The organism is Pseudomonas sp. MSSRFD41 (assembly GCF_014230245.1).
Classification (GTDB): domain Bacteria; phylum Pseudomonadota; class Gammaproteobacteria; order Pseudomonadales; family Pseudomonadaceae; genus Aquipseudomonas; species Aquipseudomonas piscis.
Genome location: NZ_JACKZK010000014.1, coordinates 115,386 through 139,410, shown reverse-complemented (window position 1 = coordinate 139,410; position 24,025 = coordinate 115,386). Strand labels below are relative to the sequence as shown.

The 24,025-nt window shown below is 64.1% G+C and carries 24 protein-coding genes; 14 read left to right on the top strand and 10 right to left on the bottom strand.

Annotation, left to right across the window (positions count from 1 at the left end; translation table 11 throughout):
* Positions 1–198: 198 nt before the first annotated feature.
* A complete protein-coding gene (locus H7A76_RS20880) occupies positions 199–2,559 on the bottom strand; it encodes a DNA polymerase II (RefSeq protein ID WP_185700251.1) in 2,361 nt (786 codons plus the stop codon).
* 195 nt (positions 2,560–2,754) lie between these two features.
* Positions 2,755–2,931: a hypothetical protein gene (locus H7A76_RS20875; RefSeq protein ID WP_185700250.1), complete on the bottom strand. Its 177-nt coding sequence runs from the start codon at positions 2,929–2,931 to the stop codon at positions 2,755–2,757.
* 199 nt (positions 2,932–3,130) lie between these two features.
* Between H7A76_RS20875 and H7A76_RS20870 the strand changes: the two genes are divergently transcribed.
* Positions 3,131–3,460 (top strand): hypothetical protein, encoded by a 330-nt coding sequence (locus H7A76_RS20870; protein ID WP_185700249.1) that lies wholly within the window; start codon positions 3,131–3,133, stop codon positions 3,458–3,460.
* A gap of 280 nt (positions 3,461–3,740) precedes the next feature.
* Positions 3,741–4,319: a hypothetical protein gene (locus tag H7A76_RS20865; protein ID WP_185700248.1), complete on the top strand. Its 579-nt coding sequence runs from the start codon at positions 3,741–3,743 to the stop codon at positions 4,317–4,319.
* Between the two features lie 78 nt (positions 4,320–4,397).
* Here H7A76_RS20865 and H7A76_RS20860 read toward each other — a convergent pair whose 3' ends face one another.
* The 3 genes from H7A76_RS20860 to H7A76_RS20850 all read right to left on the bottom strand — a co-directional run bounded on the left by H7A76_RS20860 (position 4,398) and on the right by H7A76_RS20850 (position 7,594).
* On the bottom strand, positions 4,398–6,248 hold the full coding sequence (locus tag H7A76_RS20860) for an amidohydrolase (RefSeq protein WP_185700247.1): 1,851 nt from the start codon (positions 6,246–6,248) through the stop codon (positions 4,398–4,400).
* A 28-nt stretch (positions 6,249–6,276) separates the two neighbouring features.
* The gene (locus H7A76_RS20855; protein WP_068586832.1) at positions 6,277–6,855 is read right to left on the bottom strand and encodes an antibiotic biosynthesis monooxygenase; all 579 of its coding nucleotides are present in this window, start codon (positions 6,853–6,855) and stop codon (positions 6,277–6,279) included.
* 97 nt (positions 6,856–6,952) lie between these two features.
* A complete protein-coding gene (locus H7A76_RS20850; protein ID WP_068586830.1) occupies positions 6,953–7,594 on the bottom strand; it encodes a hydrolase in 642 nt (213 codons plus the stop codon).
* A 158-nt stretch (positions 7,595–7,752) separates the two neighbouring features.
* On the opposite strand from H7A76_RS20850, the gene H7A76_RS20845 reads away from it, so the two are divergent.
* The 6 genes from H7A76_RS20845 (at position 7,753) to H7A76_RS20820 (ending at position 13,680) form a co-directional block, all read left to right on the top strand.
* A complete protein-coding gene (locus H7A76_RS20845; protein WP_185700246.1) occupies positions 7,753–8,646 on the top strand; it encodes a LysR family transcriptional regulator in 894 nt (297 codons plus the stop codon).
* Between the two features lie 76 nt (positions 8,647–8,722).
* Entirely contained in the window at positions 8,723–9,382 is a 660-nt protein-coding gene (locus H7A76_RS20840) for an isoprenylcysteine carboxylmethyltransferase family protein (RefSeq protein WP_185700245.1), read from the top strand.
* Between the two features lie 623 nt (positions 9,383–10,005).
* The gene (locus H7A76_RS20835) at positions 10,006–11,370 is read left to right on the top strand and encodes a glutamine synthetase family protein (RefSeq protein ID WP_185700244.1); all 1,365 of its coding nucleotides are present in this window, start codon (positions 10,006–10,008) and stop codon (positions 11,368–11,370) included.
* 80 nt (positions 11,371–11,450) lie between these two features.
* On the top strand, positions 11,451–12,764 hold the full coding sequence (locus H7A76_RS20830) for an FAD-binding oxidoreductase (protein ID WP_185700243.1): 1,314 nt from the start codon (positions 11,451–11,453) through the stop codon (positions 12,762–12,764).
* Positions 12,765–12,832: 68 nt separating this feature from the next.
* Positions 12,833–13,219 carry a GFA family protein gene (locus H7A76_RS20825; RefSeq protein WP_185700242.1) on the top strand — a complete coding sequence of 129 codons (387 nt, stop codon included), beginning with the start codon at positions 12,833–12,835 and terminating at the stop codon, positions 13,217–13,219.
* Positions 13,216–13,680, top strand: a complete 465-nt coding sequence (locus H7A76_RS20820; protein WP_185700241.1) for a hypothetical protein — start codon at positions 13,216–13,218, stop codon at positions 13,678–13,680. Before H7A76_RS20825 ends, H7A76_RS20820 begins: the two co-directional genes overlap by 4 nt.
* 141 nt (positions 13,681–13,821) lie before the next feature.
* Here H7A76_RS20820 and nadE read toward each other — a convergent pair whose 3' ends face one another.
* The 3 genes from nadE to H7A76_RS20805 are packed head-to-tail and all read right to left on the bottom strand — an operon-like array spanning position 13,822 to position 16,555.
* The gene (gene nadE / locus H7A76_RS20815) at positions 13,822–14,667 is read right to left on the bottom strand and encodes an ammonia-dependent NAD(+) synthetase (RefSeq protein WP_185700240.1); all 846 of its coding nucleotides are present in this window, start codon (positions 14,665–14,667) and stop codon (positions 13,822–13,824) included.
* 1 nt (position 14,668) lies between these two features.
* A complete protein-coding gene (pncB, locus tag H7A76_RS20810) occupies positions 14,669–15,898 on the bottom strand; it encodes a nicotinate phosphoribosyltransferase (protein WP_185700239.1) in 1,230 nt (409 codons plus the stop codon).
* 9 nt (positions 15,899–15,907) lie between these two features.
* Complete coding sequence (locus tag H7A76_RS20805; RefSeq protein ID WP_185700238.1) at positions 15,908–16,555, bottom strand: nicotinamidase; 648 nt, start codon at positions 16,553–16,555, stop codon at positions 15,908–15,910.
* A 184-nt stretch (positions 16,556–16,739) separates the two neighbouring features.
* Here H7A76_RS20805 and H7A76_RS20800 point away from each other — a divergent pair, with 184 nt between their 5' ends.
* The 3 genes from H7A76_RS20800 to H7A76_RS20790 are packed head-to-tail and all read left to right on the top strand — an operon-like array spanning position 16,740 to position 18,506.
* Positions 16,740–17,285 (top strand): adenylyltransferase/cytidyltransferase family protein, encoded by a 546-nt coding sequence (locus tag H7A76_RS20800; RefSeq protein ID WP_185700237.1) that lies wholly within the window; start codon positions 16,740–16,742, stop codon positions 17,283–17,285.
* Between the two features lies 1 nt (position 17,286).
* The gene (locus tag H7A76_RS20795; protein WP_185700236.1) at positions 17,287–17,994 is read left to right on the top strand and encodes an NUDIX hydrolase; all 708 of its coding nucleotides are present in this window, start codon (positions 17,287–17,289) and stop codon (positions 17,992–17,994) included.
* 5 nt (positions 17,995–17,999) lie between these two features.
* Entirely contained in the window at positions 18,000–18,506 is a 507-nt protein-coding gene (locus tag H7A76_RS20790; RefSeq protein ID WP_185700235.1) for an NUDIX hydrolase, read from the top strand.
* Here the strand turns inward: H7A76_RS20790 and H7A76_RS20785 are convergent.
* Complete coding sequence (locus tag H7A76_RS20785) at positions 18,503–19,408, bottom strand: LysR family transcriptional regulator (protein ID WP_185700234.1); 906 nt, start codon at positions 19,406–19,408, stop codon at positions 18,503–18,505. The two genes, H7A76_RS20790 and H7A76_RS20785, sit on opposite strands and share 4 nt — an antisense overlap.
* A 103-nt stretch (positions 19,409–19,511) precedes the next feature.
* Between H7A76_RS20785 and H7A76_RS20780 the strand changes: the two genes are divergently transcribed.
* Positions 19,512–20,684 (top strand): aspartate aminotransferase family protein, encoded by a 1,173-nt coding sequence (locus tag H7A76_RS20780; RefSeq protein ID WP_185700233.1) that lies wholly within the window; start codon positions 19,512–19,514, stop codon positions 20,682–20,684.
* 81 nt (positions 20,685–20,765) lie between these two features.
* On the opposite strand, the gene H7A76_RS20775 is transcribed toward H7A76_RS20780, so the two are convergent.
* A complete protein-coding gene (locus H7A76_RS20775; RefSeq protein WP_185700232.1) occupies positions 20,766–21,296 on the bottom strand; it encodes a DUF4174 domain-containing protein in 531 nt (176 codons plus the stop codon).
* A 681-nt stretch (positions 21,297–21,977) separates the two neighbouring features.
* On the opposite strand from H7A76_RS20775, the gene H7A76_RS20770 reads away from it, so the two are divergent.
* Entirely contained in the window at positions 21,978–22,967 is a 990-nt protein-coding gene (locus tag H7A76_RS20770; protein ID WP_185700231.1) for a response regulator, read from the top strand.
* A 3-nt stretch (positions 22,968–22,970) separates the two neighbouring features.
* Complete coding sequence (locus H7A76_RS20765; RefSeq protein ID WP_185700230.1) at positions 22,971–23,918, top strand: sensor domain-containing diguanylate cyclase; 948 nt, start codon at positions 22,971–22,973, stop codon at positions 23,916–23,918.
* Positions 23,919–24,025 lie beyond the last annotated feature (107 nt).

Sequence of the window (24,025 nt, the reverse complement as noted above, 5' to 3'; positions counted from 1 at the left end):
CGATGCAGAGCAGCGCGAGGATGACCGGCATTTCCAGGCCAGGACCCCACAGGCCAGCCTGTCCATCAGTGTCGAGGACAACGAGTCGGTCACGGTGAAGTACAGCGCCAGGCACGGTCCCCACCTTGTGGGCGAAGCCATCGACGACTGACTCATTCACTGGCCGTTTTGACAGCTCGCAGGGGGTACCGGGTTCTCTCAGAACAAGCCCATCTGCCCGCCCACCAGGGTCGAGAAGTCATCCTGCACGAACGGCAGGATGGCGTCCGCCACTGGCTGCAACTGGCGCGTCAGGTAGTGCTCGTAGTCGATGGCGGCGCGGCGGTTCTCCAAGGGCTCGGGGCCGGCCAGGGTGATCACGTAGCTGATCCAGCCACCGCGCTGGTATTGCAACGGCCGGCCCTGTTCACGGTTGTAGTCATCGGCCAGGCGCGCCGCGCGGACATGGGGTGGGACGTTACGCTCGTAGTCGTCCAGGGGCCGGCGCAGGCGCTTGCGGTAGATCAGCAGATCGTCCTGTTGGCCAGTCAGGGTGCGCTGCACGTAGTCGCGCACATAGTCCTGGTAGGGCTGGCGGTGGAAGATCCGCCGATACAGCTCCTGCTGGAACTCCCGGGCCAGCGGCGACCAATCGGTACGGACGGTCTCCAGGCCCTTGTAGACCATCTCCTGGCTACCATCGGCGCGCTGTACCAGGCCGGCGTAGCGCTTCTTGCTGCCCTCCTCGGCGCCGCGGATGGTGGGCATCAGAAAGCGTTTGTAGTGGGTTTCGAACTGCAACTCCAAGGCGCTTTCCAGGCCGTACTGCTCGCGCAGGTGATCGCGCCACCACTGGTTGACATGGGCCACCAGGGCCCGGCCGATCTGCCCGGCGCGCTCCTCGTCGTGAGTGCTACCGAGCCAGACGAAGGTGGAGTCGGTATCGCCATAGATCACCTGGTGACCCTGGGCCTCGATCAACTGCCGGGTACGGGCCATGATCTCGTGCCCGCGCAAGGTGATGGACGAGGCCAGGCGCGGATCGAAGAAGCGGCAGCCACTGGAGCCCAGCACGCCGTAGAAGGCGTTCATGATGATCTTCAGGGCCTGGGACAGCGGCGCGTTGTGCTCGCGCTTGGCCGCTTCCCGGCCCTCGGCCACCCGCTGGACGATGGCCGGCAGGCAATGCCGGGTACGGGAGAAACGCGCCCCGCGAAAACCCGCCACCGAATGCTGTTCGTCACTCTGGCGCAGGCCTTCCACCAGGCCCACCGGGTCGATCAGGAAGCTGCGGATGATCGAGGGGTACAGGCTCTTGTAGTCCAGCACCAGCACCGATTCATAGAGGCCGGGCCGCGAATCCATGACGAACCCGCCGGGGCTGGCCTGGGGTGGCAGCTCGCCGAGATTGGGGGCGACGAAACCCTGGCGGTGCATCAGCGGCATGTACAGGTGGGTGAAGGCCGCCACCGAGCCGCCACTGCGATCGGCCGGCAAGCCGGTGACGGTGGCGCGCTCCAGGAGGAAGGTCAGCAGCTGGGTCTTGGCGAAGATTCGCGTCACCAATTCGCAGTCCTTGAGGTTGTAGCGGGCCAGGGCCGGCTTGTCCTCGACGAACATGCGGTTGATCTCGTCCATGCGCTGGTAGGGGTTGTCGATCGACTTGCCCTCGCCGAGCAGGGTCTGGGCGACGTTTTCCAGGCTGAAGGACGGGAAGCTCCAGGTGGCCGAGCGCAGGGCCTCGATGCCATCGATGATCAAGCGCCCCGCCGCCGAGGCGAAGTAATGGTTGTGGGTGGCGTGCTCGCGCCAGTGCATCTCCTCGCCCCCCCGGCCCAGGCGCAGCGGCACCGCCAGGCGCCGGGCATGCTCATGCAGCACTCGCAGGTCGAACTGCACCAGGTTCCAGCCGATGATCGCGTCGGGGTCGTGCTCGGCCAACCACTGGTTGAGCTTCTCCAGCAATTGCTCGCGGCTGGCGCAGAACTCGAGGTCGAAGTCCACCGCGCTGTCGTCGGCGCGGGGCTTGCCGAGCATGTATACCTGGCGCTGGCCACAGCCCTCCAGGGCAATGGAATACAACTCGCCGCGCTCGCTGGTCTCGATATCCAGGGACACCAGGCGCAGCTGCGGGCGGTAGTCGGCGGCGGGTTTCATCTGCGCGTCCAGCAGCAGCCCGTCCGGCCCCGGTTGGCCATTGAACTCTACCGGCGCGGTGATGAAGCGCTCCATCAGGTAGCGCTCCGGCGGGCGGATATCGGCTTCGAACACCTCGACCCCGGCCCGACGCAGCGTCTTGTCCAGGCGGATCAACTGGTTGTGCTGCGGGCAATACAACCCCAGTACCGGGCGCTGGTGAAAATCACGCAGTTGCAGGGGGCGCAGCTCGACATCCGGATCGTCGGCCAGCAGGCGCTCGGCCTGGGGCCGCTGCACGGCCGGGATGAACGCCACGGAGGTCTGCAGCGGCAAGCGGAGATGGCGCGGGCCCTGGTCGGTAGCCAGCCAGAATTCGACTTCCGTGCCCGCTGGCGTATCGCGCCAGTGTCGCGTCAGGACGAAGCCTTGTTGTACATCCACCGTTGCAACCTCAGAGCCGATTCAAGGCGCCGATTCTACCTGTCCCGGCCTTGCTTGGGGGCCTGGATGATGGCGTTACGGCTTTTGTCGGACAATATGTAGTGCTTTAAAATTTTCACTACAAAACCGTTGACGAGCGAATTGCGCCCTTGCATGATGCAGGCGTCCCCCCGATCGGGGGATGAGGCAAAGGTGTCATGAGCAAGCTCGTCTGACCGCCGAGCTGTCGACCCGGATGTGTACTGCCCACAAGGCAGATTGATGAAACTGACCTGGCATTGACCGTCCGTGATTCGACGGGAAAGCCGGCGAGAACTCTTCAAGATGCTTGTGGCCGATGGTGGGAATGTCGGCAGCTTCATCCAGGTTCATGCTGCTTTTCTATCGTTGTGACGCTCTGTGCGTAGCAGTTGATCAAGGTGACTACACACATCAGGCTCTGGGCCTTATCTGTATCCGACAGACACCCTCTGTCGCCCTGTTTCCGGTATCAGGGTTCAACTTACCGAAGTAGCAAGATGAATTAGCGAAACAACTTAGATAGATCGATGAATGGTCAAGGGGGCTACAAATGAATCTTAACAACCAACCCACTATTGATGAATTGGCACGTATGTTCGCCGCACGTAAAGACAGCCACGACAGCCACATCCTGTGGATTGCCAAGTCGGGCCAAGTGCATATCGACTGCCTGTCGCCCCATAGCCATGAAGCAGAGTTCGACCGTAACAACCAAGAGCTGGCGGCCCGCCTGAAGATGTATCGCCGTGGCCAGGGCTACGTCGGCAAGAAAGCCGCCGCCGACAAGGACTTCATCGGCCGGGTCCTGGAGACCCTGAAGACCGAATGGCAATCGTTGCGCGGCAACTCGGAAGTTCGGGTCATCGATCGGTTTTGTTGAGACAAGTTTCATCTCGATATGAAACAACAGGGGGCGCTGAACTTTCAGCGCCCCTTTTTATTGGCCGCAATTAATCCGAACAACATCTTCCAACTCACTCATCGCGATTCATGAACACGATCACCCGGCAACTGGACAGCCTGATGGCTAATTAGTAGCATCGCCCCGCTCAAATCGGCCAGGCGGTTGGCAAAGAGGGCTGCCGTATTCACTGAAGCCTTGATGTCACCACCAGGCACGATATTCGAAAGCCAAGTCGAACCTTAAAAAAGGACTTTGTGTGACTGATCGCAGCGGTGTCTTGCGTTACATCATTGAACAGTATTACTCAGGAAGTATTGAAACTGCCTGCTCCCGTACCGGGTACAGCATCAAGCAGATCGAGAACTGGTGCTCAGGCCAATGCCAGCCCCAGCACCTCACCGTCGAGTACTTCATTCAATGCGCCTTCACGCCTGAATTCCAGTCGGTGATCGAATTCGCCGAGTTCAAGCCGGATCAACCGGTGATGAAGCAGTTGAAGGTCCTGTTCAAAGGACACGAAGACCGGGCCGGCATCTATGCGTTCTATGACTCGATGGCCAACCTCATCTATCTCGGCAAAGCCACCAACCTACTCAATGAAACCTATTCGGCCATACGCCGGGATGTGCACATCCAGTTCCCCGCGGGAATCAAGAAGAAGCCCGAGAAACGCTATGAACTGGTGCGCTACATTTCTGCCTACGATGTCGGCAGCTCAGAATGGCGAGACTTTCCAAAGCATGTCGAGTCCCTGATCCTGCGCATTTCCAAGCCAATCCTGAACAAGAACATCGGTCATATCGAACAGGCGTATGCCGCGCCTGGTGAAGGCTGAAACACTTGCCTCCCGCGAATGTCCAGCCAGCAGGCGACAGCACGCCGCAGCGTCCTGCCGCCCTTTTATCGGCTGGGTTCAAAAGGCAAAGCACGAGCAGCCAAACGCGCCCCAGAAGCCCTGGAAATCGCTGACCGGCACCTTGGCCAGGCGAGCCCGCTCGTGCCCGTGGGCATGCACCGCGCAAGGACCGCTGCACTGGTGCAACTGAGCCGACAACGGCGCGGCAGGCTTCCAGTGCCCTGGCACCTTGGCCACCGGCGACCAGTCCGGCGTCACGGGCAAGCTGGGTGGCGCCAGCGAGTGGAAGTCGCCGGCAGCGTGCACCACCTTGCCGTCCACCACCGTCAGCAGCGATTCGATCCACTTGATCGCTTCTTCCTCGACGCTAAAGTAGTCCGCCGACAGGGCCACCAGGTCCGCCAGTTGCCCGACCTTGAGCTGGCCTTTCTTGCCCTGCTCCGAGGAAAACCAGGCGCTGCCGTGGGTATACAGCTCCAGTGCGGTATCGCGGTCCAGGCCCTGGGGGTACAACGCCAGGCCACCGACGGTCTTGCCACTGACCATCCAGTACAACGAGGTCCAGGGGTTGTAGCTCGAGACCCGGGTGGCATCGGTACCGGCGCCCACTGGAATGCCTTCGGCGAGCATGCGCTGGATCGGCGGGGTCATCTCGGCCGCCTTGGCGCCATAGCGGTCGACGAAGTACTCGCCCTGGAAGGCCATGCGGTCCTGGATCGCGATGCCACCGCCCAGGGCCCGGACCCGCTCGATATTGCGCGGGCTGATGGTCTCGGCATGGTCGAAGAACCAGGGCAAGCCGTTGAAGGGGATATCGCGGTCGACCTTTTCGAAAACATCGAGCATGCGCGAAATGGACTCGTCATAGGTCGCATGCAAGCGGAACGGCCAGCGCTGCTCCACCAGATGGCGAACCACCGGTTCCAACTCCTGCTCCATGTCCTGGGGCAGATCGGGGCGCGGCTCGAGGAAGTCCTCGAAATCGGCGGCGGAGAACACCAGCATCTCCCCTGCCCCGTTGTGCCGCAGGAAGTCATCGCCCTGGCCGTAGCGCACACTGCCGGTCCAGTTCTTGAAGTCCGCCAGTTCTTGCTTGGGTTTCTGGGTGAACAGGTTGTAGGCGATGCGCACCGTCAATTGCTGCTGGGCCGCCAGTTGCTCGATCACCTGGTAGTCGTCCGGGTAGTTCTGGAAGCCGCCACCCGCATCGATGGCACTGGTGACCCCAAGGCGATTGAGCTCGCGCATGAACTGGCGGGTGGAGTTGACCTGGTACTCCAGGGGCAGCTTGGGCCCCTTGGCCAGGGTGGCGTAGAGGATCATCGCGTTGGGCCGGGCGATCAGCATGCCGGTGGGGTTGCCATTGCCATCGCGGACGATCTCGCCGCCGGGCGGGTTCGGCGTGTTGCGATCGTAGCCCACCACCCGCAGCGCGGCGCGGTTGAGCAAGGCGCGGTCATACAGGTGCAGGACGAATACCGGGGTATCCGGTGCCGCCTGGTTCAACTCTTCCAGGCTCGGCAGGCGTCTTTCGGCGAACTGGAATTCGTTCCAGCCGCCCACCACCCGCACCCACTGCGGCGCCGGGGTGCGCTGGGCCTGCTCCTTGAGCAGGCGCAGGGCATCGGCCAGCGATGGCACGCCTTCCCAGCGCAGCTCCAGGTTGTAGTTGAGGCCACCGCGGATCAGGTGCAGGTGCGAATCGTTGAGCCCGGGGATCACCGTACGCCCCTTGAGGTCGATGACCTGGGTGCTGCTGCCGCGCAAGGCCATGGCCTGGGCATCGTCGCCCACGGCGATGAAGCGCCCGTCCTTGATCGCCACGGCCGTGGCCCGGGGGTTGGCCCGGTCCACAGTGTGCAGGCGGCCGTTGAACAGGATCAGATCGGCAATTGCGTTGTGGTTCATGGCATGGCTCCGATTGAGGCGAAAAGGTTCAGGCCGCGCCGCGCGGTTGCAGCCAACGGCTGAACAGGCGGGTGACCCGAGGCATGAAAACGTAGACCACCAGCAGCACGATGCTCAGGGTGATCAGCACATTGGCCTGCACGTAACCGCCAAGCCAGGGCAGCCAGGCGAACAGCGGCTTCCACAGCTGTGGCACCAGGAAGGTCAGCGGCAGGATCACCAGGAAGGTCACGCAGGCTTGCTTCCAGCGCGGCGGCGGGGCCGGCGCGGCGCTGTCCTGGGGGGTGAACCAGAACTCGCGCTCGACATTGACCTCGGTCTGGTCGCCATCGGCCAGCAGGTGCTGGGCCTGTTGCACCAGCTGCCGACGGTCGTCGGAGTCCAGCCAGTCTTGCAACTGCTCGGTGCTGGCAAAGCGCAGCACGCTGGTGAAGAGCCCGAGGCCGCCGCTGTGGCCGCGCACCACATCGATCCCCAGGTGCCCCGGATAACTGCGGGCCTTGGCGATGATCTGGCGCAGCCAGGTCTCATAGGCCTGCTCCTGCCCCTTCTTGATGCGGTGGCGCACCAGCAGGGTGACCACGCCGTCGGTAAGTTCAATATTCATCTGCGACTCCGCACTGCCAGCACATTGAGCGACCAGCAGGGGCGCGCCCTGCTGCACGATATCCAGCGAGTGCCCGGGGGCACCGCCTGGCGAGCCATTACAGCCGGCGCTGCCCAGCCTTGTGCACCATGCTGTAGGCATAGTCGACACCCATGCCATAGGCACCGCTGTGCTCCAGCACCAGGGCCATGACCGCGTCGTAGGTATCCTTGCGGGCCCAGTCGCGCTGGTACTCGAGCAGCACCTGCTGCCAGGTCACCGGCACCGCGCCGGCCTGGACCATGCGCTGCACCGCCATGTCGTGGGCTTCCTGGCTGGTGCCGCCGGAGGCATCGGTGACGATGTACACCTCATAGCCCTCGGCCAGCGCCTCCAGGGCCGGGAAGGTCAGGCAGACCTCGGTCCACAGCGCCGCCATCACCAGTTTCTTGCGCCCGGTGGCCTGCACGGCCGCCACCAGGTGGCGATCCTCCCAGGAATTCATCGAGGTCCGTTCGATGGGCTGTTGCTCGGGAAACACCGCCAGCAGCTCCGGCCAGATGTAGCCGCTGAAACTCTCGGTCTCCACCGAGGTGAGGATGCTCGGTACGTTGAAGATCCTGGCGGCCTTGGCCAGGGCCACGGTGTTGTTCTTCAGGGCCTGGCGGTCGATCGATTGCACGCCGAAAGCCATCTGCGGCTGGTGGTCGATCAGGATCAGGGCCGAGTTGTTCGGGGTGAGCAATTCACGAATGGACATGGCGCGTTCCTTTTGCAGTCAGAGTGAGGGGCGAACATGACCGGCTGATGGCGCTGAAGACGCCCTGTGGGGCCGGCTTGGTGGTTAATCTAGGTTCTGGCTGAAACAGGAACAATTCCCTAAAATCGAGAATCATTGATTCTAAAATAGGGACAATCATGGATCGTATCGAATGCATGCGCGCCTTCGTCACCACTGTCGACGAAAGCGGTTTTGCCGCTGCGGCGCGGGCCATGGACGTGCCCCGCTCCAAGGTCAGCAAACAGATCCAGGCCCTGGAGGAAAGCCTCGGTGTGCAACTGCTGCAACGCACCACCCGCAGCCTGCACCTGACCGAGACCGGCGCCGAATACTACGAGTCCGCTCGCGAAGTGCTGGCAGCGGTGGACGAGGCCGAGCAGCGAGCCCGGGACGGTAGCGCCGAGCTGCGCGGAGTCTTGCGGGTCAATGCGCCGATGTCTTTCGGCCTGCGCCGGCTCGGGCCACTGGTGCCGCTGTTCCATGAATTGCATCCGCTGATCGAGTTGCAACTGGTGCTCAGCGACCAGCAAGTGGACCCGGTACGCGGCGGCTTCGACGTGACCCTGCGGATCGCCAGCCTGGCGGATTCCTCCCTGGTGGCCCGCCAATTGGCGCCGGTGCCACGGATCATGGTGGCCTCCCCCGCCTACCTGGAACGCGCCGGCGTGCCGCTCCAGCCCAAGGACCTGGGTAGCCACCGGTTTCTCGGCTACGGCTACCTGCAAAGTGGCGTCAGCCTGCAGTTGAGCCATGGCAGCGATACCCAGCGGGTGCATGTGACCGGCCCCCTGCATGCCAACAATGGCGACCTGCTGGCCCAGGCGGCGGAGGCTGGAATGGGAATCGCCCTGTTGCCGGACTTCATCGTCGAAGAGGCTCTGGAGACAGGACGCCTGGTGTCGGTGCTGTGCCAGTGGCAGGCGCCGCCCATCAGCATCAACGTGGTCTACCCTTCGGCCCGGCGAGTACCGCAGAAGACCCGGGCCTTCATCGACTTCCTGGTGAGCCGGCTGGCCCAGCCCAGCGCCTGAACCGGACCAACGCACACCTGGCCGAGCCAGCACGCTCCTACACTCAAGGGAGGTTCCTGATGCTTGTGCGGTCATCATGAAAATCTCTCCTCGACTGGCCCTCTCCAGCCTGCTGGGTGCCCTGGCCTACCTGAGCCTGGCGATTTGGGGCATGGGCGGTTTCGCCACCTTCTTCGGCCATCCGCAGTTGACCCTGATCACCCTAGCCACCCTGCTGATGGTGGTCGCTTCGCTGTACAGCGAGGTCAACCTCAGCAGCGGCGAACAGGAAGACCGGGACAATCGCTGGGTGCTGCCGGTGTTCGGCCTGATCGGCCTGGCGAGCGGTTTCCTGCCGGCCTATTGCGATCGCCTGGAGCTCTGGACCTTCGGCGGCGAGGCCCTGCGCTGGCTCGGCGCACTGCTGTTCATCGCCGGTGGTGCCCTGCGCCTGTGGCCGGTGTTCATCCTCGGCCGACGCTTCAGCGGCTTGGTGGCGATCCAGCCCGATCACCACCTGGTGACCGACGGCCTGTATCGCCATTTGCGCAACCCCAGCTACCTCGGTTTGCTGATCAACGCGGTGGGTTGGGCCCTGGCCTTTCGTTCCGGGCTGGGGCTGTTGTTGGCGGTGCTGACCCTGGTGCCGCTGATTGCCCGGATCCACGCCGAGGAAGCGCTGCTACGCAAGCATTTCGGCCAGCCCTACGAGGACTACTGCGCCCGTAGCTGGCGCTTGTTGCCCGGCCTCTACTGAAATGCCGTAAAAAAAATTAGACATCTCTGCCACGACCAACGCCGCGCTCTAGCCCGGGACTTGGCAGCGGTTCCATGGCGGCTTGCCGGGGCTGACGAGCCCCACTCCCCCCTTACATTGGCCAAAGGATTCTTGCAGTATGGGTTCGCCTCGGGGCTTGCTGCCCCTGAGACACCCGGAAGAATAAGCACAACGAACTCGACAGCGAGATCACCGGCCGATGTCCCTCACGAACCCGTACCACGGATTCGCCCGCCCCGCCCCCACGGCTTGCAGCCAGGGTCGCACGGGCATGGCCGTCGCACAGGGCTCGCTACCTGTTCGCCACCTTCGCCACTTCGCCCATCCCCCTCATGAGGTCCATGAGGGTCGCGCCGCCGTCATCGGTTATTACCTGCTGGACAGGTCCTGCCCATGAAGCTCCTGGTCAACCTGCCCATGGCCTTGTGCCGTTCCCGCCTGCGCCACTCCTCACGTCCTCCGGATCACTCGCTGCTGGCCTGATCGCACAACGTTGCGCATCACCCTCCAGATCTGTTTTGCGTCCCTGCGAACGCCCCATGCGTGGTGTCGTCGCAGGACCTGAAAACCTGTGCGCCCTGAAGGCGCAAGCGAGAACCCGCATGCATTTTGCCGCCCCCGAAGAGGCCCGTGATTTCCTGGCCGCCAACCCCGATATCGACATGATCGAGCTGTTCATCCTCGACGCCAACGGCGTGCCCCGAGGCAAGCTGCTGCACCGCGAGGAACTGCTGGCGGTGTATGAGAGCGGCCGCCCCCTGCCCAGCACCATCCTCGGCCTGACCCTCAATGGCGACGACGTGGAGAACTCCGGACTGGTGTGGGATGTGGGCGATATCGACTGCCGTGCCTACCCGCTGGCGGGCAGCCTGGTGCGCCTGCCCTGGCGCCAGATCCCCACCGCCGCGGTGCAAGTCAGCATGCACCCGCAGGAAGGCCAGCCGGCCAACATCGCTGACCCGCGCCACCTGTTGATCAAGGTCATCGACCGGCTCAAGGCCGACGGCTACCACCCGGTGATGGCCTGCGAACTGGAGTTCTACCTGCTGGACGCCCGGCGCGACGGCCATGGTCGCCCTCAACCGGCGCTGGATGCCGACGGCGGCCGACCGCGCACCACGCAGGTCTATGGCCTGCGTGAGCTGGAGCAGATCGAGCCCTTCCTCGCCGACCTCTATGCCGCCTGCAAGCTGCAGGGGATTCCGGCGCGCACGGCGATTTCCGAGTACGCCCCAGGCCAGGTGGAGATCACCCTGGAACATGGCGATGCCCTCGCCGCCATGGACCAGGCCGTGCGCTACAAGCGCCTGGTCAAGGCCGTGGCCCACCAGCATGGAATGCAGGCCACCTTCATGGCCAAGCCCTTCGACCACCTGGCCGGCACCGGCATGCACATGCACGTGAGCATCGCCGATGCCGCCGGCCACAACCTGTTCGCCGCCCAGGACCCGGCCGGCACCCCGCTGCTGCGCCATGCGGTGGGCGGCATGCTCGCCTCGCTGCTGGACTCGTTGCTGCTGTTCTGTCCCAACGCCAACTCCTACCGGCGCTTCCAGGCCAACAGCTATGCGCCGCTGGCCCCCACCTGGGGCGTCGACAACCGCACCGTGAGCCTGCGGGTTCCGGGCGGTCCGGCCAATAGCCGGCACATCGAACATCGCATTTGCGGCGCCGATGCCAACCCTTACCTGGCCGCCGCGGCGATCCTCGCCGCGGTCCATCGAGGCCTGGACGAACGACTCGACCCGGGTGATCCGGTGCAGGGCAACGGTTATGCCCAGGCCAAGGAACTGCTGCCCACCGACTGGCTGACCGCGCTCACCGCCCTGGAGCGCTCGACCTGGGCCCGCGAGGCCCTGGGCGACGAATTCCTCGGGGTGTACCTGGCGGTCAAGCGCGCCGAGTACCGCCAGTTCATGGCCGAGGTCGGCGAGCAGGACTGGCGCTGGTACCTGACCCAGGCCTGAGCCCCCCTGCTGGCAACCCGACTTGCTGGCCGCTGCCTACCGGCAGCGGCCCGGTTCATTCTTTTGCGAGGAGTTCCCCCATGACCACCGCCTTCGATCCGCGGACCCCGGCAGCCGAGCGCTGCCCCAGCTACTACAGCGCCACCCTCAACCAGGAAACCCGGTACCCGACCCTGCAAGGCAGCCAGCAGGTGGACGTGGTGATCATCGGTGGCGGCTTCACCGGCGTTGCCAGCGCCGTGGAGCTGGCCGAACGCGGCCTGAAAGTGGCCATCGTCGAGAGCCACAAGATCGGCTGGGGCGCCAGCGGGCGCAACGGTGGCCAGGTCACCGGCAGCCTGTCCGGCGATGCCGCCATGCGCAAGCAGATGCGCCGCAGCCTGGGCGACGAGGTGGATGACTTCATCTGGCACCTGCGCTGGCGCGGGCACCAGATCATCCGCCAGCGGGTAGAGAAATACGCCATTGCCTGCGACCTCAAGCACGGCCACCTGCATGCCGCCTACAAGCCCGGGCACCTGGCCGAGTTGCGCGCCGCCTACGATGAAGCGGTGGAACGTGGCATGGGCGACGAGGTCAGCCTGCTGGACCGCGAGCAGGTCCGCGGCCTGCTGGAAAGCGATCTCTACCACGGCGCGATCAAGAACACCCGCAACCTGCACCTGCACCCGCTGAACCTGTGCATCGGCGAGGCCCGTGCCGCCGAAAGCCTCGGCGCGCTGATCTTCGAACACAGCCCGGTGCTGGAGATCGTCCATGGCCCGCAGCCGGCGGTGGTCACCGCCCAGGGCCGCATCGAGGCCCGCCAGGTGCTGCTGGCCGGCGACGTCTACCACAAACTCGAGCCCGGGCAACTCAAGGGCAAGATCTTCCCGGCCATGGGCGGCATCGTCACCACCGAACCCCTGGGCGACCTGGCCCGGCGCCTGAACCCCGAGGACCTGGCGGTGTACGACTGCCGCTTCGTCCTCGACTACTACCGGATGACCGCCGACGGCCGCCTGCTGTTCGGCGGCGGCGCCAACTACAGCGGCAAGGATTCGCGGGATATCGCCGGCGAACTGCGACCGTGCATCGAGCGTACCTTCCCGGCGCTCAAGGGCGTGGCCATCGACTTCCAGTGGAGCTGTGCCATGGGCATCGTGATCAACCGCATTCCGCAACTGGGCAAGCTCTCGGACAACGTCTGGTACTGCCAGGGCTACTCCGGGCATGGCGTGGCCACCAGCCACATCATGGGCGAGATCATGGCCGAAGCCCTGACCGGCCACCTGGGCCGCTATGACACCTTCGCCGCCTGCCAGCACATCCGCGTACCGTTCGGCGACCAGCTGGGCAACCCGATGCTGGCCGCCGGCATGTGGTACTACCAGATGCTGGAAAAACTGCGCTGAAGCCAGTTGGAGGGCATGCTAGATTCGCCCTCCAGCCACTACGGCACACACCCTGGAGAGAGACCAGCATGAGCGCAGAGATGTACCAGGGCGGCTGCCTGTGCGGGCAGATTCGCTTCCAAGCCCAGGGGCCTGCCGCCAATCCCCATACCTGCTCGTGCAAGCTGTGCCAGCGCCATAGCGGCGCCTTGACCCTGGCCTGGGTCGAGTTCCCCCGCGAGCGAGTGCGCTGGACGGGCCCGGGCGGCGCCCCTAGTACGTTCAGGTCGTCGGACTATTCCAGCCGGGCGTTCTGCGCCCAGTGCGGCAGCTCCCTGGGCGCCATCGACGACGCACCCACGGTCGCCCTCCTGCTGGGGACGTTCGACAGCAACAACCGCAAGGCCCTGATGCCCACCCACCACTCCTACAAGAGCCAGCGACCGCGCTGGTGGCACGCCGGAGAAACGCCATGAACCCAGGCAGCGGCCACGAAAAACTGGCGACGAATATCTGGACCTGGTACGGCCAGGACCAGTACCGCTGGCTCATCCTCCTGGGCGAACTGGGACCGGCCCTGGAGTTCCTGGCCATGGATGCGGACCGGCAACGGGTGGAGATCGGTTGCTGTGCGGAATGCAACCTGTGGTCCGATCAGCTGGATTACCTGGAGCGTTTCGTGCGGGATTTCCCGGCGCGGCTGGACCCGGCCCTGCACCAGCACCTGCAAGCCTTGCTGACGGCCTGTGAAGGGCTGAGCCCGGAAGCCTACGGCATGACCCTGGAGGACAATGGTTTCGAACACCGGCAATGGCAGCCATTGCGCCAGGCGGCCCAGCAAGCGCTGGAGGACCTGGGCTGGCCCGAGGCAAGGGAGCACATGCCCGAGCTAGTCGCCGATTGCCGTGCGGCCCTGGACAAGTGGCGCGATGGTTGAAACCGCCTGTAGCCGCTGCCGCAGGCTGCGCATGGCTCGGCACGAGCCACATCTGGGATATCCGCGATTGGCCTGATGTACCCATCGCCAGGCTTGGCGGGCGCTGCGCACCCGGTCGCAGTCTCGCCCGCTCGACAGCGGCTACAGAGGCTGGGTACGCGGAGCCGGAATGCGGGGCAAGGCGCGCTTGTGGGCGGTGCGCTGGTAGGCGTTTTCGATCAGTTGGCGCACGGTGTCGGATACCGGCTGGCCCATCAGGTAGGCGTCGATTTCCTCGTAGCTGCACCCATAGGCGTCCTCGTCCAGCTTGCCCGGGGCCAGTTCCTCCAGGTCGGCAGTGGGCGCCTTGCGCACCAGGTGCCCGGGGGCGCCAAGGGCATCGGCCAGCAGCCGCACCTGGGTCTTGGTCAGGCTCGACAACGGCGCCAGGTCGCAAGCGCCGTCGCCGTACTTGGTGAAGAAACCCATCAACGCCTCGGCGCCATGATCGGTGCCCACCACCAGGCCATTGCTCAGGTTGGCCACCGCGTACTGGGCCAGCATCCGGGCCCGGGCCTTGACATTGCCCTTGGTGAAATCCGTGAGGGCCGCCGAAGGTTGCAGGCCGTCGAGCTGCACCTCACGCATCAGGCCATCGACGCTGTCGGCGATATTGCAGGTGCTGATCTCATCGGGACGGATGAACGCCAGGGACGCCTGGGCGTCCTGTTCATCCGCCTGGTGGCGATACGGCAGGCGCATGGCGATGAAACGCACCTCATGGCCGGCCTCGCGCATCTGCTCCACCGCCAGTTGGCACAGGCGCCCGGCCACCAGGGAATCAACGCCGCCGCTGATGCCCAGCACCAGGCTGTGGCAACCGGAGTCACCCAGGACCTGCTGGATGAATGCCACGCGGCGGGCAATCTCGGCAGGCTCGCCACCAGCGACCAGTTGCCGGTCGATGCCCAGTTCCCGGGCGATACGTTCTTGGGTCGGATGGGTCATGTCAGGCCTCCAGGGGCGAGTGGGCAAGATCGACGTTGAATACCTGCGCCGCATAGCGAAGGAAGGAGGGGTCTTCACAGACGTTCTTCACCGGGTCGTCGGAGAACTTCACCACCGGCTCGCCATGCACCCGCACCAGCTTCATCACGATGCTCAGCGGCTCCACGCCCTCCACATCGCAGGCCAGGCTGGTGCCCATGCCAAAACCGAAGCGAGCCTGGCCGCGCACATGACGCAGGATCGGCAGGCATTTCTCGAAGTTCAGGCCATCGGAGAACATCAGGTCCTTGCTCCGCGGATCGATGCCCAGTTCCCGGTAGCGGGCCAGGACCTTGTCGGCCCAGACCAGCGGGTCACCGGAATCCTGGCGCAGGCCGTCATACAGCTTGGCGAAATACAGGTCGAAGTCCTTGAGGAAGAAGTCGGTGCTGATGCAGTCGGTCAAGGCAATGCCCAGGCGTCCGCGATATTCATGCACCCAGTTCTCCAGCGCGGCGTTCTGGCTTTCCCGCAGCCGTCCCAGTTGCTGGTGCACCATCAGCCACTGGTGGGCCATGGTGCCGATCAGCGGCAGGTCGAACTCGTAGGCCAGGTGCGCATTGCTGGTGCCGACGAACACCCCGGGAAAATCACTGTGCATGATCTTCACCACTTCACGCTGGGCCTTGAACGACAGGCGCCGGCGGGTGGAGAAGTCCGAGACCCGCAGCTCGGCCAGCTCTTCGCGGCTGGCGTTTTTCTCCAGCCATTCGAACTTCTGGTAGAGCCGGCGGGTGACGTCCGCCAGTTCGACATCCGGGTATTTGTCGCGATTGCGCAGCTCGCTGACCATCGCCAGCACCGGCTGCTCGAACATGATGCAGTGCAACATCGGGCCACGGACGCGGATGCTCAACTGACCCTCGACGGCGGCCACATGGATGTAGCGCAGGTTGAAGCGGAACAGCCCGAGGAACTGCTCGAAATCAGGGGTCAGGTATTCGCGAAAACGCTTGTTGAACAAAAAGCGCTGCTCGCCTTCGCGCATCTGCAGATCGGCCAGTTTCTCCAGCTCCTGGCGGATCTCGGGGATCAGGTGCACCAGGGACTCCTTGGAGCGAACGATGAACTGGTACTCGACCTCGACATTGGGGTGCTGGTGCAGCACCGCCTGCATCATGGTGAAGGTGTAGTAGTCGGTGTCCAGCAGGCTCTGGATCACGCCGTTGTCGCGGTCAAATGCACTTTCCATGGTGACTCCTCAAACGCTGGCCAGGCTGGCGGTTTCTTCGCGGGTCGCGGCTATCGCGATACCGGCTTGCTGCATGTCGGCGATGGCCTGGGTGGCGCCCTCGGCGCTGATGGCCCGGCACGCAGGCAGGTGGATGATCACCTTGAAACCGGCGGCGGCCAGTTGCAGGGCGGTGGTCTTGACGCAGAAGTCCAGGGCCAGGCCGCCAACGATGACCCGTTGCACGCCCTGGCTCTTGAGGTACTCGATGACCCCGGTGGACAGCTTGCCGTGCAGGTCGTGGTAGCAGGCGCCATAGGGGTGCAGGTCCGGCTCCACGCCCTTCCATACGAAGTAGTCGTAGTCATAGGGGCTGGGCAATTCGTCCAGCAGGGTGAAGCCCTCGGTGCCTGGAACGCAGTGGCTGACCCAGGTCAGGTCGGCATGTTCCAGGCCGGTGGGCTGGAGCATCTGCGCGTGCCCGGCCACCACCCAGGGCGCCTGGGGACTGTGGGCGTCCTTGCTGCCAACGCGCAGGCTGGCCAGGGTCGCCATGAAGTTGAGCTCGCCACCGATGCGGTCGCCCTCGGCCACCGGCAACTCGTCCGGGCACAGTGGGGTGAAGCTCTTTTGCGCATCGACATCGAAAGAAGCGGTCTTCATCGTTTGGCTGTTCATGCTGGGTCTCTCCTCTGCATGGAGCACAAAGTACACGTCATGTACTTTTATGGCAATCCCCCCTGCTTCAGTTTTTTTCAGTCTCGCCAAATCGATAATAAGTTTAATGACAGCCTCAAACAGCAGTTGCAGCAGGACAAAGCGGTGGTAAAGTACACGTCATGTACCTATTGAGGATAAAGCGATGTTCGAACTGGCCCTGTATGGCGGCGCTTTCAATCCGCCCCACGCCGGACATGCCCAAGTGATGCTCGAGGCCGCGCGCCATGCCCGGCGCGTCCTGGTGGTGCCCAGCTTCCGCCACCCCGATGGCAAGCGCATGGCCGATTTCGAGCAACGCGCGCTCTGGTTGCAGGCCATCACCACGCACCTGCAAGCACAATGCCCGGCCGAGCTGGCGGTGAGCCGCCTGGAGCGAACACTGGCGCTGGCCGATCCCGGCCCGGTGTACAGCATCACCCTGCTCGAGCGCCTGGCCGACGACCTGGCCCTGGAGGGCAAGCGCATCGCCCTGGTGGTCGGTGAGGATGTGGCGCGGCAGTTGCCCAGGTTCCATCGCGGCCAGGAGTTGCTGCAGCGCTTTTCCATCCTGCGCATCGAGGAACAGCCCGGCGTGCGCAGCACCGTCCTGCGCCAATGCCTGGCTCGTGGCGAAACACCACCCAGCCAGTGGCTGGCTCCGGGGATGAATCCGCTAAACTACGGCCTCTACGCCGTCCACGGAAGTTGATATGCACGACCGCCCCACCCTCGCCAACGCCTACCTGCACACCATCGACCTGTGCCTGTTGCGCTACAACCGTGACAGCGGCGAACTGGACATCCTCCTGCACCAGCGGGACAGCGAGCCCTTCGCCGGGCACTGGGCACTGCCCGGGATCGTGGTCAACGGCGATGTCGAGGACCGCAGCCTGAACGACGCGGTGGAACGCTTGCGCCGCTCGAGCAAGGTGGACATGCCCCTGGCCTGGCTGGAACAGGTGGGCACGGTGGGCGATGCCTTTCGCGATCCGCGCTGCTGGTCGTCCTCGACCTTCTACCTGGGGATCGCCAGCGAACCCGTGCAGCCTGGCCCGCAGCAAGGTTTCTTCGGCTTGCGGCAGGTGGCCAGCGGCGCCTTCAAGCTGCCCTTCGACCACAACAGCCTGGTGGCCCAGGCCCATGAACGGCTGCTGTCCAAGTCCCTGTACAGCAGCCTGCCGCTGATGTTCCTCGGCAACGAATTCAGTGCCCCCGAGGCCGTGGCGATCTTTTCCACCGTGCTGCAGCGCCCGGTGCTCAAGACCAGCATCCGCCAACGCCTGCTGAAGATGAGCGAAGCCGGCTACCTGCGCGACACCGGGCGCAAAAAGAGCGGCGATGGCGGCCGCCCCCAGGCGACCCTGGACAACCTCAAACCCGAGCAGGTGTACCTGTTCGATCGCTGCTTCCTGGAGTGACCCACATGAGTTCGAACCCCGATAACCAGTGCCTGCTGGAAACCCCCTATTTCAGGGTGGTCCGTGAGCAGGGCTACTTCATCATCAAGGAGGCCCAGGCAGTGAACGGCGTGGTCGCCGTACCGACCCTGGCCGATGGCCGGCTGATGCTGGTCGACCTCAGGCGCCGGGCCATCGGCGGCCAGTCCATCGAGTTTCCACGGGGGGCCATCGATGCCGGCGAAAGCCCCTGCGACGCCGCCGCCCGCGAGTTGCTGGAGGAAACCGGCTGGCAGGCATCGCAGGTGCGCCAGCTGGGACTGCTGCACAGCAATACCTCGCTGATCGCCAGTGCCGTTGCCGTGTGCCAGGTGGAAATCGCCGAGCAGCAGGCCGGCGCCACCGATGGCGAAGTGGACAAGGTGCTGTGGGTCAGCCGCCAGGAACTGCTGGCGATGATCGCCGCCGGGCGCATCACCGACGGCCATACCCTGTCGGCGGCGATGATGCTGCTGGCCCACGAGGCGAGCTAGGGCCGCCCCCACTTCTCCAGGGCGAACTCGACGAAACTGCGCAGCTTGGGCAACCGGTAGCGGTCCTGGGCATAGAGCAGGTGCATCGCCCGCAGCGGCAGCTGGTAGTCCTGCAACACGGCCACCAGCCGCCCCTGGCGCAAGTCTTCCTCCACCAGCGCATCGGGCATCATCACGATCCCCAACCCGCCCCGCGCCGCGCGATGCAGGCCGGAGGAGGTGTTGGCCAGCAATGAGCCGGACACGGGTATCAGCACATCCCCCTCGGGCCCGTGCAAGGGCCACTGGGTCGCGGTGGAACTCCACTCGTCTCCCGCCGGAAAGGCGAAGGCCAGGCAGTTGTGCTGCGCCAGGTCCTCGGGCACCTGCGGCGTGCCATGGCGTTCCAGGTATTGCGGGGCGGCGCAGATGGTCAGGGTGTAGTCCTGCAGCGGCCGGGCGATCAGCGCGTTGGTGTCCAGGTTACCCAGGCGGATGGCCACGTCGAAGGCCCCGTCGGTGAGGTCGAAGCGCTGGTTGGCCAGGTTCAGCTCAACCTTGACCTCGGGGCAGCGCTGGCGGAATTCACTCAGGGCCGGCGCCAGGCGCTCGGTGCCGAACGTCACCGGCGCGGTGATGCGCAAGGTCCCGGACGGCGTGCCCTGGGCCTGCTCCGCCAAGTGCTCGGAGTCGGCCACCAGGCCCAGCACCGCCAGGCAACGCTGGTAGTACTCGGTGCCGAACTCGGTCGGTCGCTGGCGGCGGGTGGTGCGGTGGAGCAGGCGCACCCCCAGGCGTTGCTCCAGGGCCCGCAGGTGATTGCCCACCATGGTGGTGGACAGGCCGCACTCCCGGGCGGCAGCGGTCATGTTCCCCGCTTCCACCACCTTGACGTACACCGACATCGCCTGGAACAGATCCATTATCAAGTCCTGCTTCAAGATCATTAAAGATCTACCGAGTTTATCTAGCCTGGCTGGCTAACGATACTGGCGACACCCCCACCCGTGATGGAAGTGAACCGCCATGAGCGCCGCCTTGATGAGTACCTACCAGCCTTTGTCCCTGAACTTCAGCAAGGGCCTGGGCACCCGCCTCTGGGACCAGGCCGGCCGCGAGTACCTGGACGCCATCGCCGGCGTGGCCGTGACCGGTGTCGGCCATTCCCACCCGCGCCTGGTCAGCGCCATCAGCGAGCAGGCCGGACTGCTGCTGCATACCTCCAACCTGTACAGCATCGACTGGCAGCAGCGACTGGCCGGCCGGCTGACGGCGCTGGCCGGCATGGACCGGGCGTTCTTCAACAACTCCGGGGCCGAGGCCAACGAGACCGCGCTGAAGCTGGCGCGCCTGCATGGTTGGTACAAGGGCATCGAGCAACCGCTGGTGGTGGTGATGGAGAACGCCTTCCACGGCCGCACCCTGGGCACCCTGTCGGCCAGCGACGGGCCGGCGGTACGCCTGGGCTACGGACAACTGCCCGGGGATTACCTCAAGGTGCCCTTCGGTGACCTGGCGGCCCTGGAACAGGCGGCCAGCCGCCATGGCGCACGCATCTGCGCGGTGCTGCTGGAACCGATCCAGGGCGAAAGCGGCATCCAGCTGGCACCAGCGGGTTATCTGAAGGCGCTTCGCGAGCTGTGCTCCCGGCGCAACTGGCTATTGATGCTCGACGAGATCCAGAGCGGTATCGGTCGCACCGGCCGCTGGTTCGCCTGCCAGCACGAAGGCGTGGTGCCGGACGTGATGACCCTGGCCAAGGGCCTGGGCAACGGCATTCCCATCGGCGCTTGCCTGGCCCGGGGCAAGGCCGCGCAGCTGTTCACCCCCGGCAGCCATGGCAGCACCTTCGGCGGCAATCCCCTGGCCTGCCGGGTGGCCTGCACGGTCTTGGAGATCATCGAGGAACAGGGCCTGCTGGCCAACGCCGAACGCCAGGGAGCGTTGCTGCTCAAGCTGTTGCGCGAGGAACTGTCGGGGCATCGGCAGGTGCTGGAGATTCGTGGCCTGGGCTTGATGATTGGCATCGAACTGCGGCATCCGGCGCCGGACCTGGTGCAGGCTGCCGCCCGGGATCATGGGCTGCTGATCAACGTCACCCGGGGCAAGACCATCCGCCTGCTGCCACCGCTGGTGATCGATGAGGACGAGGTACGGACGATCGTCCAGGCATTGCGCCAGTTGCTGGATCGCCCTTGAGCGCCTGCGGGAAACATCCCGCTGCGCGGAGCAATGCCGGGGGCTAGCGCAGCCAGCTCCCGGCAGCTCCCGAAAGCATGCTCAGTCGTCCAGGGCCTGGGGCGCCGCCGCGGGCTTGGCCTGCTTGCCGGCCTTGGCATTCTTGGCCTGGGGTTCCGGCGCCGGCGCCGGGGCGGCCGCCTGCTTCTCGGCTGCCGGCAATTGGTCGATGGCGCTGAACACGTCCTTGAGTTCGATGGCCCCGGAATGCTCCAGCTTCTTCTCCCCATCCTTGCCCACCAGGATCACCTTGGTCTGGGCGCCGGCACCCAGCTTGAGGCTGCGGATCAGGGCCATGGTGGATTGCGGGTCGATGTCCTTGCCATCGCGCTGGCCGATGGTATTGAGCACCGTGTACAGGACCATGTTGCGCTCGTTGAAGGCCTGGCGATTGGCCGGCTCCTCCAGGGACTTCTTCAAGCTCACCAGGGTCGGGTCGACGCTGCTGGGGGCGATCACGATCAATGGCCGTGATTTGCCCAGGTCCTGGGTCAGTGGGCCATCGTTGTCGGCAGCCAGGACGGGGCCTGCGACAGCGAGCAGAGTTGCGAGGGTCAATGACCGAATGAACATGCGTCTCTCCTTATATTTTCCACGCAGTAATGATTGCGCATTGCGGGAAAAGGTCCAGGCCGCTACTCAAAATCTGATATTTTTTTGGCCGCTCGCCCACGCTTGCCTACAGGCTTTCTACAGGTCGCGCAAATCAAGGAACCCGGCGATCCGGCAAGCCCCTGCAGCAGGCTGCGCGGTTAGTTCTTGTTGCATATTGGCAGGCTGGTGGTGACAGGGAAGCAACTCGGCCCATTAACTTTCATGCTCCACACCTGACCGACCGAGCATTCAAACACTGACTCGTTCCACATCGGTCTATCCGAACGCGAAGCCGCCACAAATAATAAAAAGTTATTTAACGATCAATTGAAAGTTATTTACAAAGTGTCATTTTTCAAACGCCAGAAAACAGTCGAAAGACCCTCTGAAAACCGAGCAAACCCCCGCCCTGACTAGCCCTCCCCACATCCCCTGAAAGTTGAACCAGCATCTTGAGTTGCCATCCCAGACACTGGAATTGCATTGAACAATGACTTGGAACAAACAACCCGATTACCCACTGCTTGTTCTTTGATTATCCGTCGCTCTATAGTTCGGCGCGGCACGGACAGCCTGTAACAAACACAATACAAACGGCAACTCGTTACATTCTCCAACACTATCCACTTGCGGATTTATGCGAATGAGCGTCCGATCCCGATGATTCCCCTCCTCGTCTGCGACGATTCGAGCATGGCCAGGAAGCAGGTGCTGCGTACCCTGCCCGGCGAATGGCGAGTGTCCGTGACCCAGGCCTGCAATGGCCGCGAAGGGCTGGAGGCATTGCGCAAGGGACTGGGCAAGGTGGCCCTGCTGGACCTGACGATGCCGGTGATGGACGGCTACCAGGTCTTGAGCGCCGTGCAGGAAGAAGGCATCGACACGCAGATCATCGTCATCTCCGGCGACATCCAGGAAGAAGCCATACGTCGTACCCGCGAGCTGGGCGCCCGGGCTTTCCTCAAGAAACCTTTCGACCCCCAGCAATTACGCAGCCTGCTCCACGAGCTGGAGCTCTTGGACAACGGGCGCGGCAGGCCGGTGCCCGATCCATCGCCGGCACCGGTGGTGACCTTCCGCGATGCCTTTCGCGAGACCGTGAACGTCTCCATGGGCTACGCCGCAGCGCTGATCGCCAAGGTCCTGGATGTGTTCGTGCACCTGCCGATTCCCCACGTCAACATCCTGGAGGCCGGGGAACTGCAGATGCTGCTGACGGACGCCAACCGCTCGCGGCAACTGACGGCCATCTGCCAGAGCTACATCGGCAGCGGCATCGCCGGCGAGGCGCTGCTGATATTCCATGACTCCTCGGTGGCCGACATCGCCCAGCTGATCGAACAGGGCACCGACCCCTACCTGGAAATGGAAGTGCTGATCGACCTCTCCAGCGTGCTGATCGGTGCCTGCCTGAGCAGCATCGCCGACCAGCTGGACGTGTTCTTTTCCGTGGGCCATCCCCAGGTACTGGGCGAGCAGACCAGCATCGACGAACTGATCGTGCTCAACCAGCAACGCTGGAAAAACACCCAGGCGGTGGAGATCAGCTACAGCCTGGATGAGCAGAACATCCACTTCGACCTGCTACTGCTGTTCACCGAGGACTCCCTGGCCCTGCTGGAACAGAAACTCGCCTACCTGATGAGTTGAACCATGCCCAAACGAATGGATTTCAGTGAACTGCACTGGCTGCTGGCGGTGGTCCACGGCATCGACGTGGGAATCGTCGTGCTGGACCTCGAATGCCGGGTCCAAGTGTGGAACAGCTTCATGGAGAACCGCTCCGGCGTGGCCTCCAGGCAGGCCATCGATCGCTCGTTCTTCGAGCTGTTCCCGGAAGTCGAGAAACCCTGGTTCACCCGCAAGATGGGACGAGTCGTGGCCCTTGGAACACCCGCTTTCACCATCTGGAAACAGCGGCCGTACCTGGTGCGCTTCAAGAACTACCAGCCAATCACCGGCCAGGGCGAGTTCATGTACCAGAACACCACGCTGCTGCCCCTGCGCTCGTCCAACAGCGAGATCCACCACGTGTGCCTGGTGATCTACGACCTGACCGACGTGGCGATCAACAACCAGGGGCTGCACAAGGCCAACCAGCAACTGCAACAGCTGTCGCGCACCGACCACCTGACCCAGCTCTACAACCGTGGCCACTGGGAACAGCGCCTGCAATTGGAATATGCCCGTCACGACCAGGCCATCGCCCTGCTGATGCTGGATATCGACCACTTCAAGTCGATCAACGATCGCTACGGCCACCAGGCCGGCGACGCGGTGATCAAGCGCCTCTCGGAGCTGATCCACCAGCATCTGCGCGACAGCGACGTGGCCGGGCGCTATGGCGGCGAGGAGTTCGCCATCCTGCTGCCGCGCACCGAGCTGAGCGGCGCCCAGAGCCTCGCCGAACGCCTGCGCCAGGCGGCGGAGAACCAGACGGTGCTGCACAACGGCCAGGTCATTGCCTTCACCATCAGCCTGGGCATCGCCTGCCTCGACCGCCCGGCCCGGGATCACCGCTGCCTGATCGAATGGGCCGACCAGGCGCTGTATGCCTCCAAACATGCAGGACGCAATCGGATCAGTACCTACACGCCTTGAGCAGCACTTCACGCCCTTGAAAAAAAACCATCTGCAACGGATAAACTGCGCGTTTTTCCAGTCCATCTCCGGTCTGCTACGCCTTTTCCAGCGCCACAAGGAGTCCT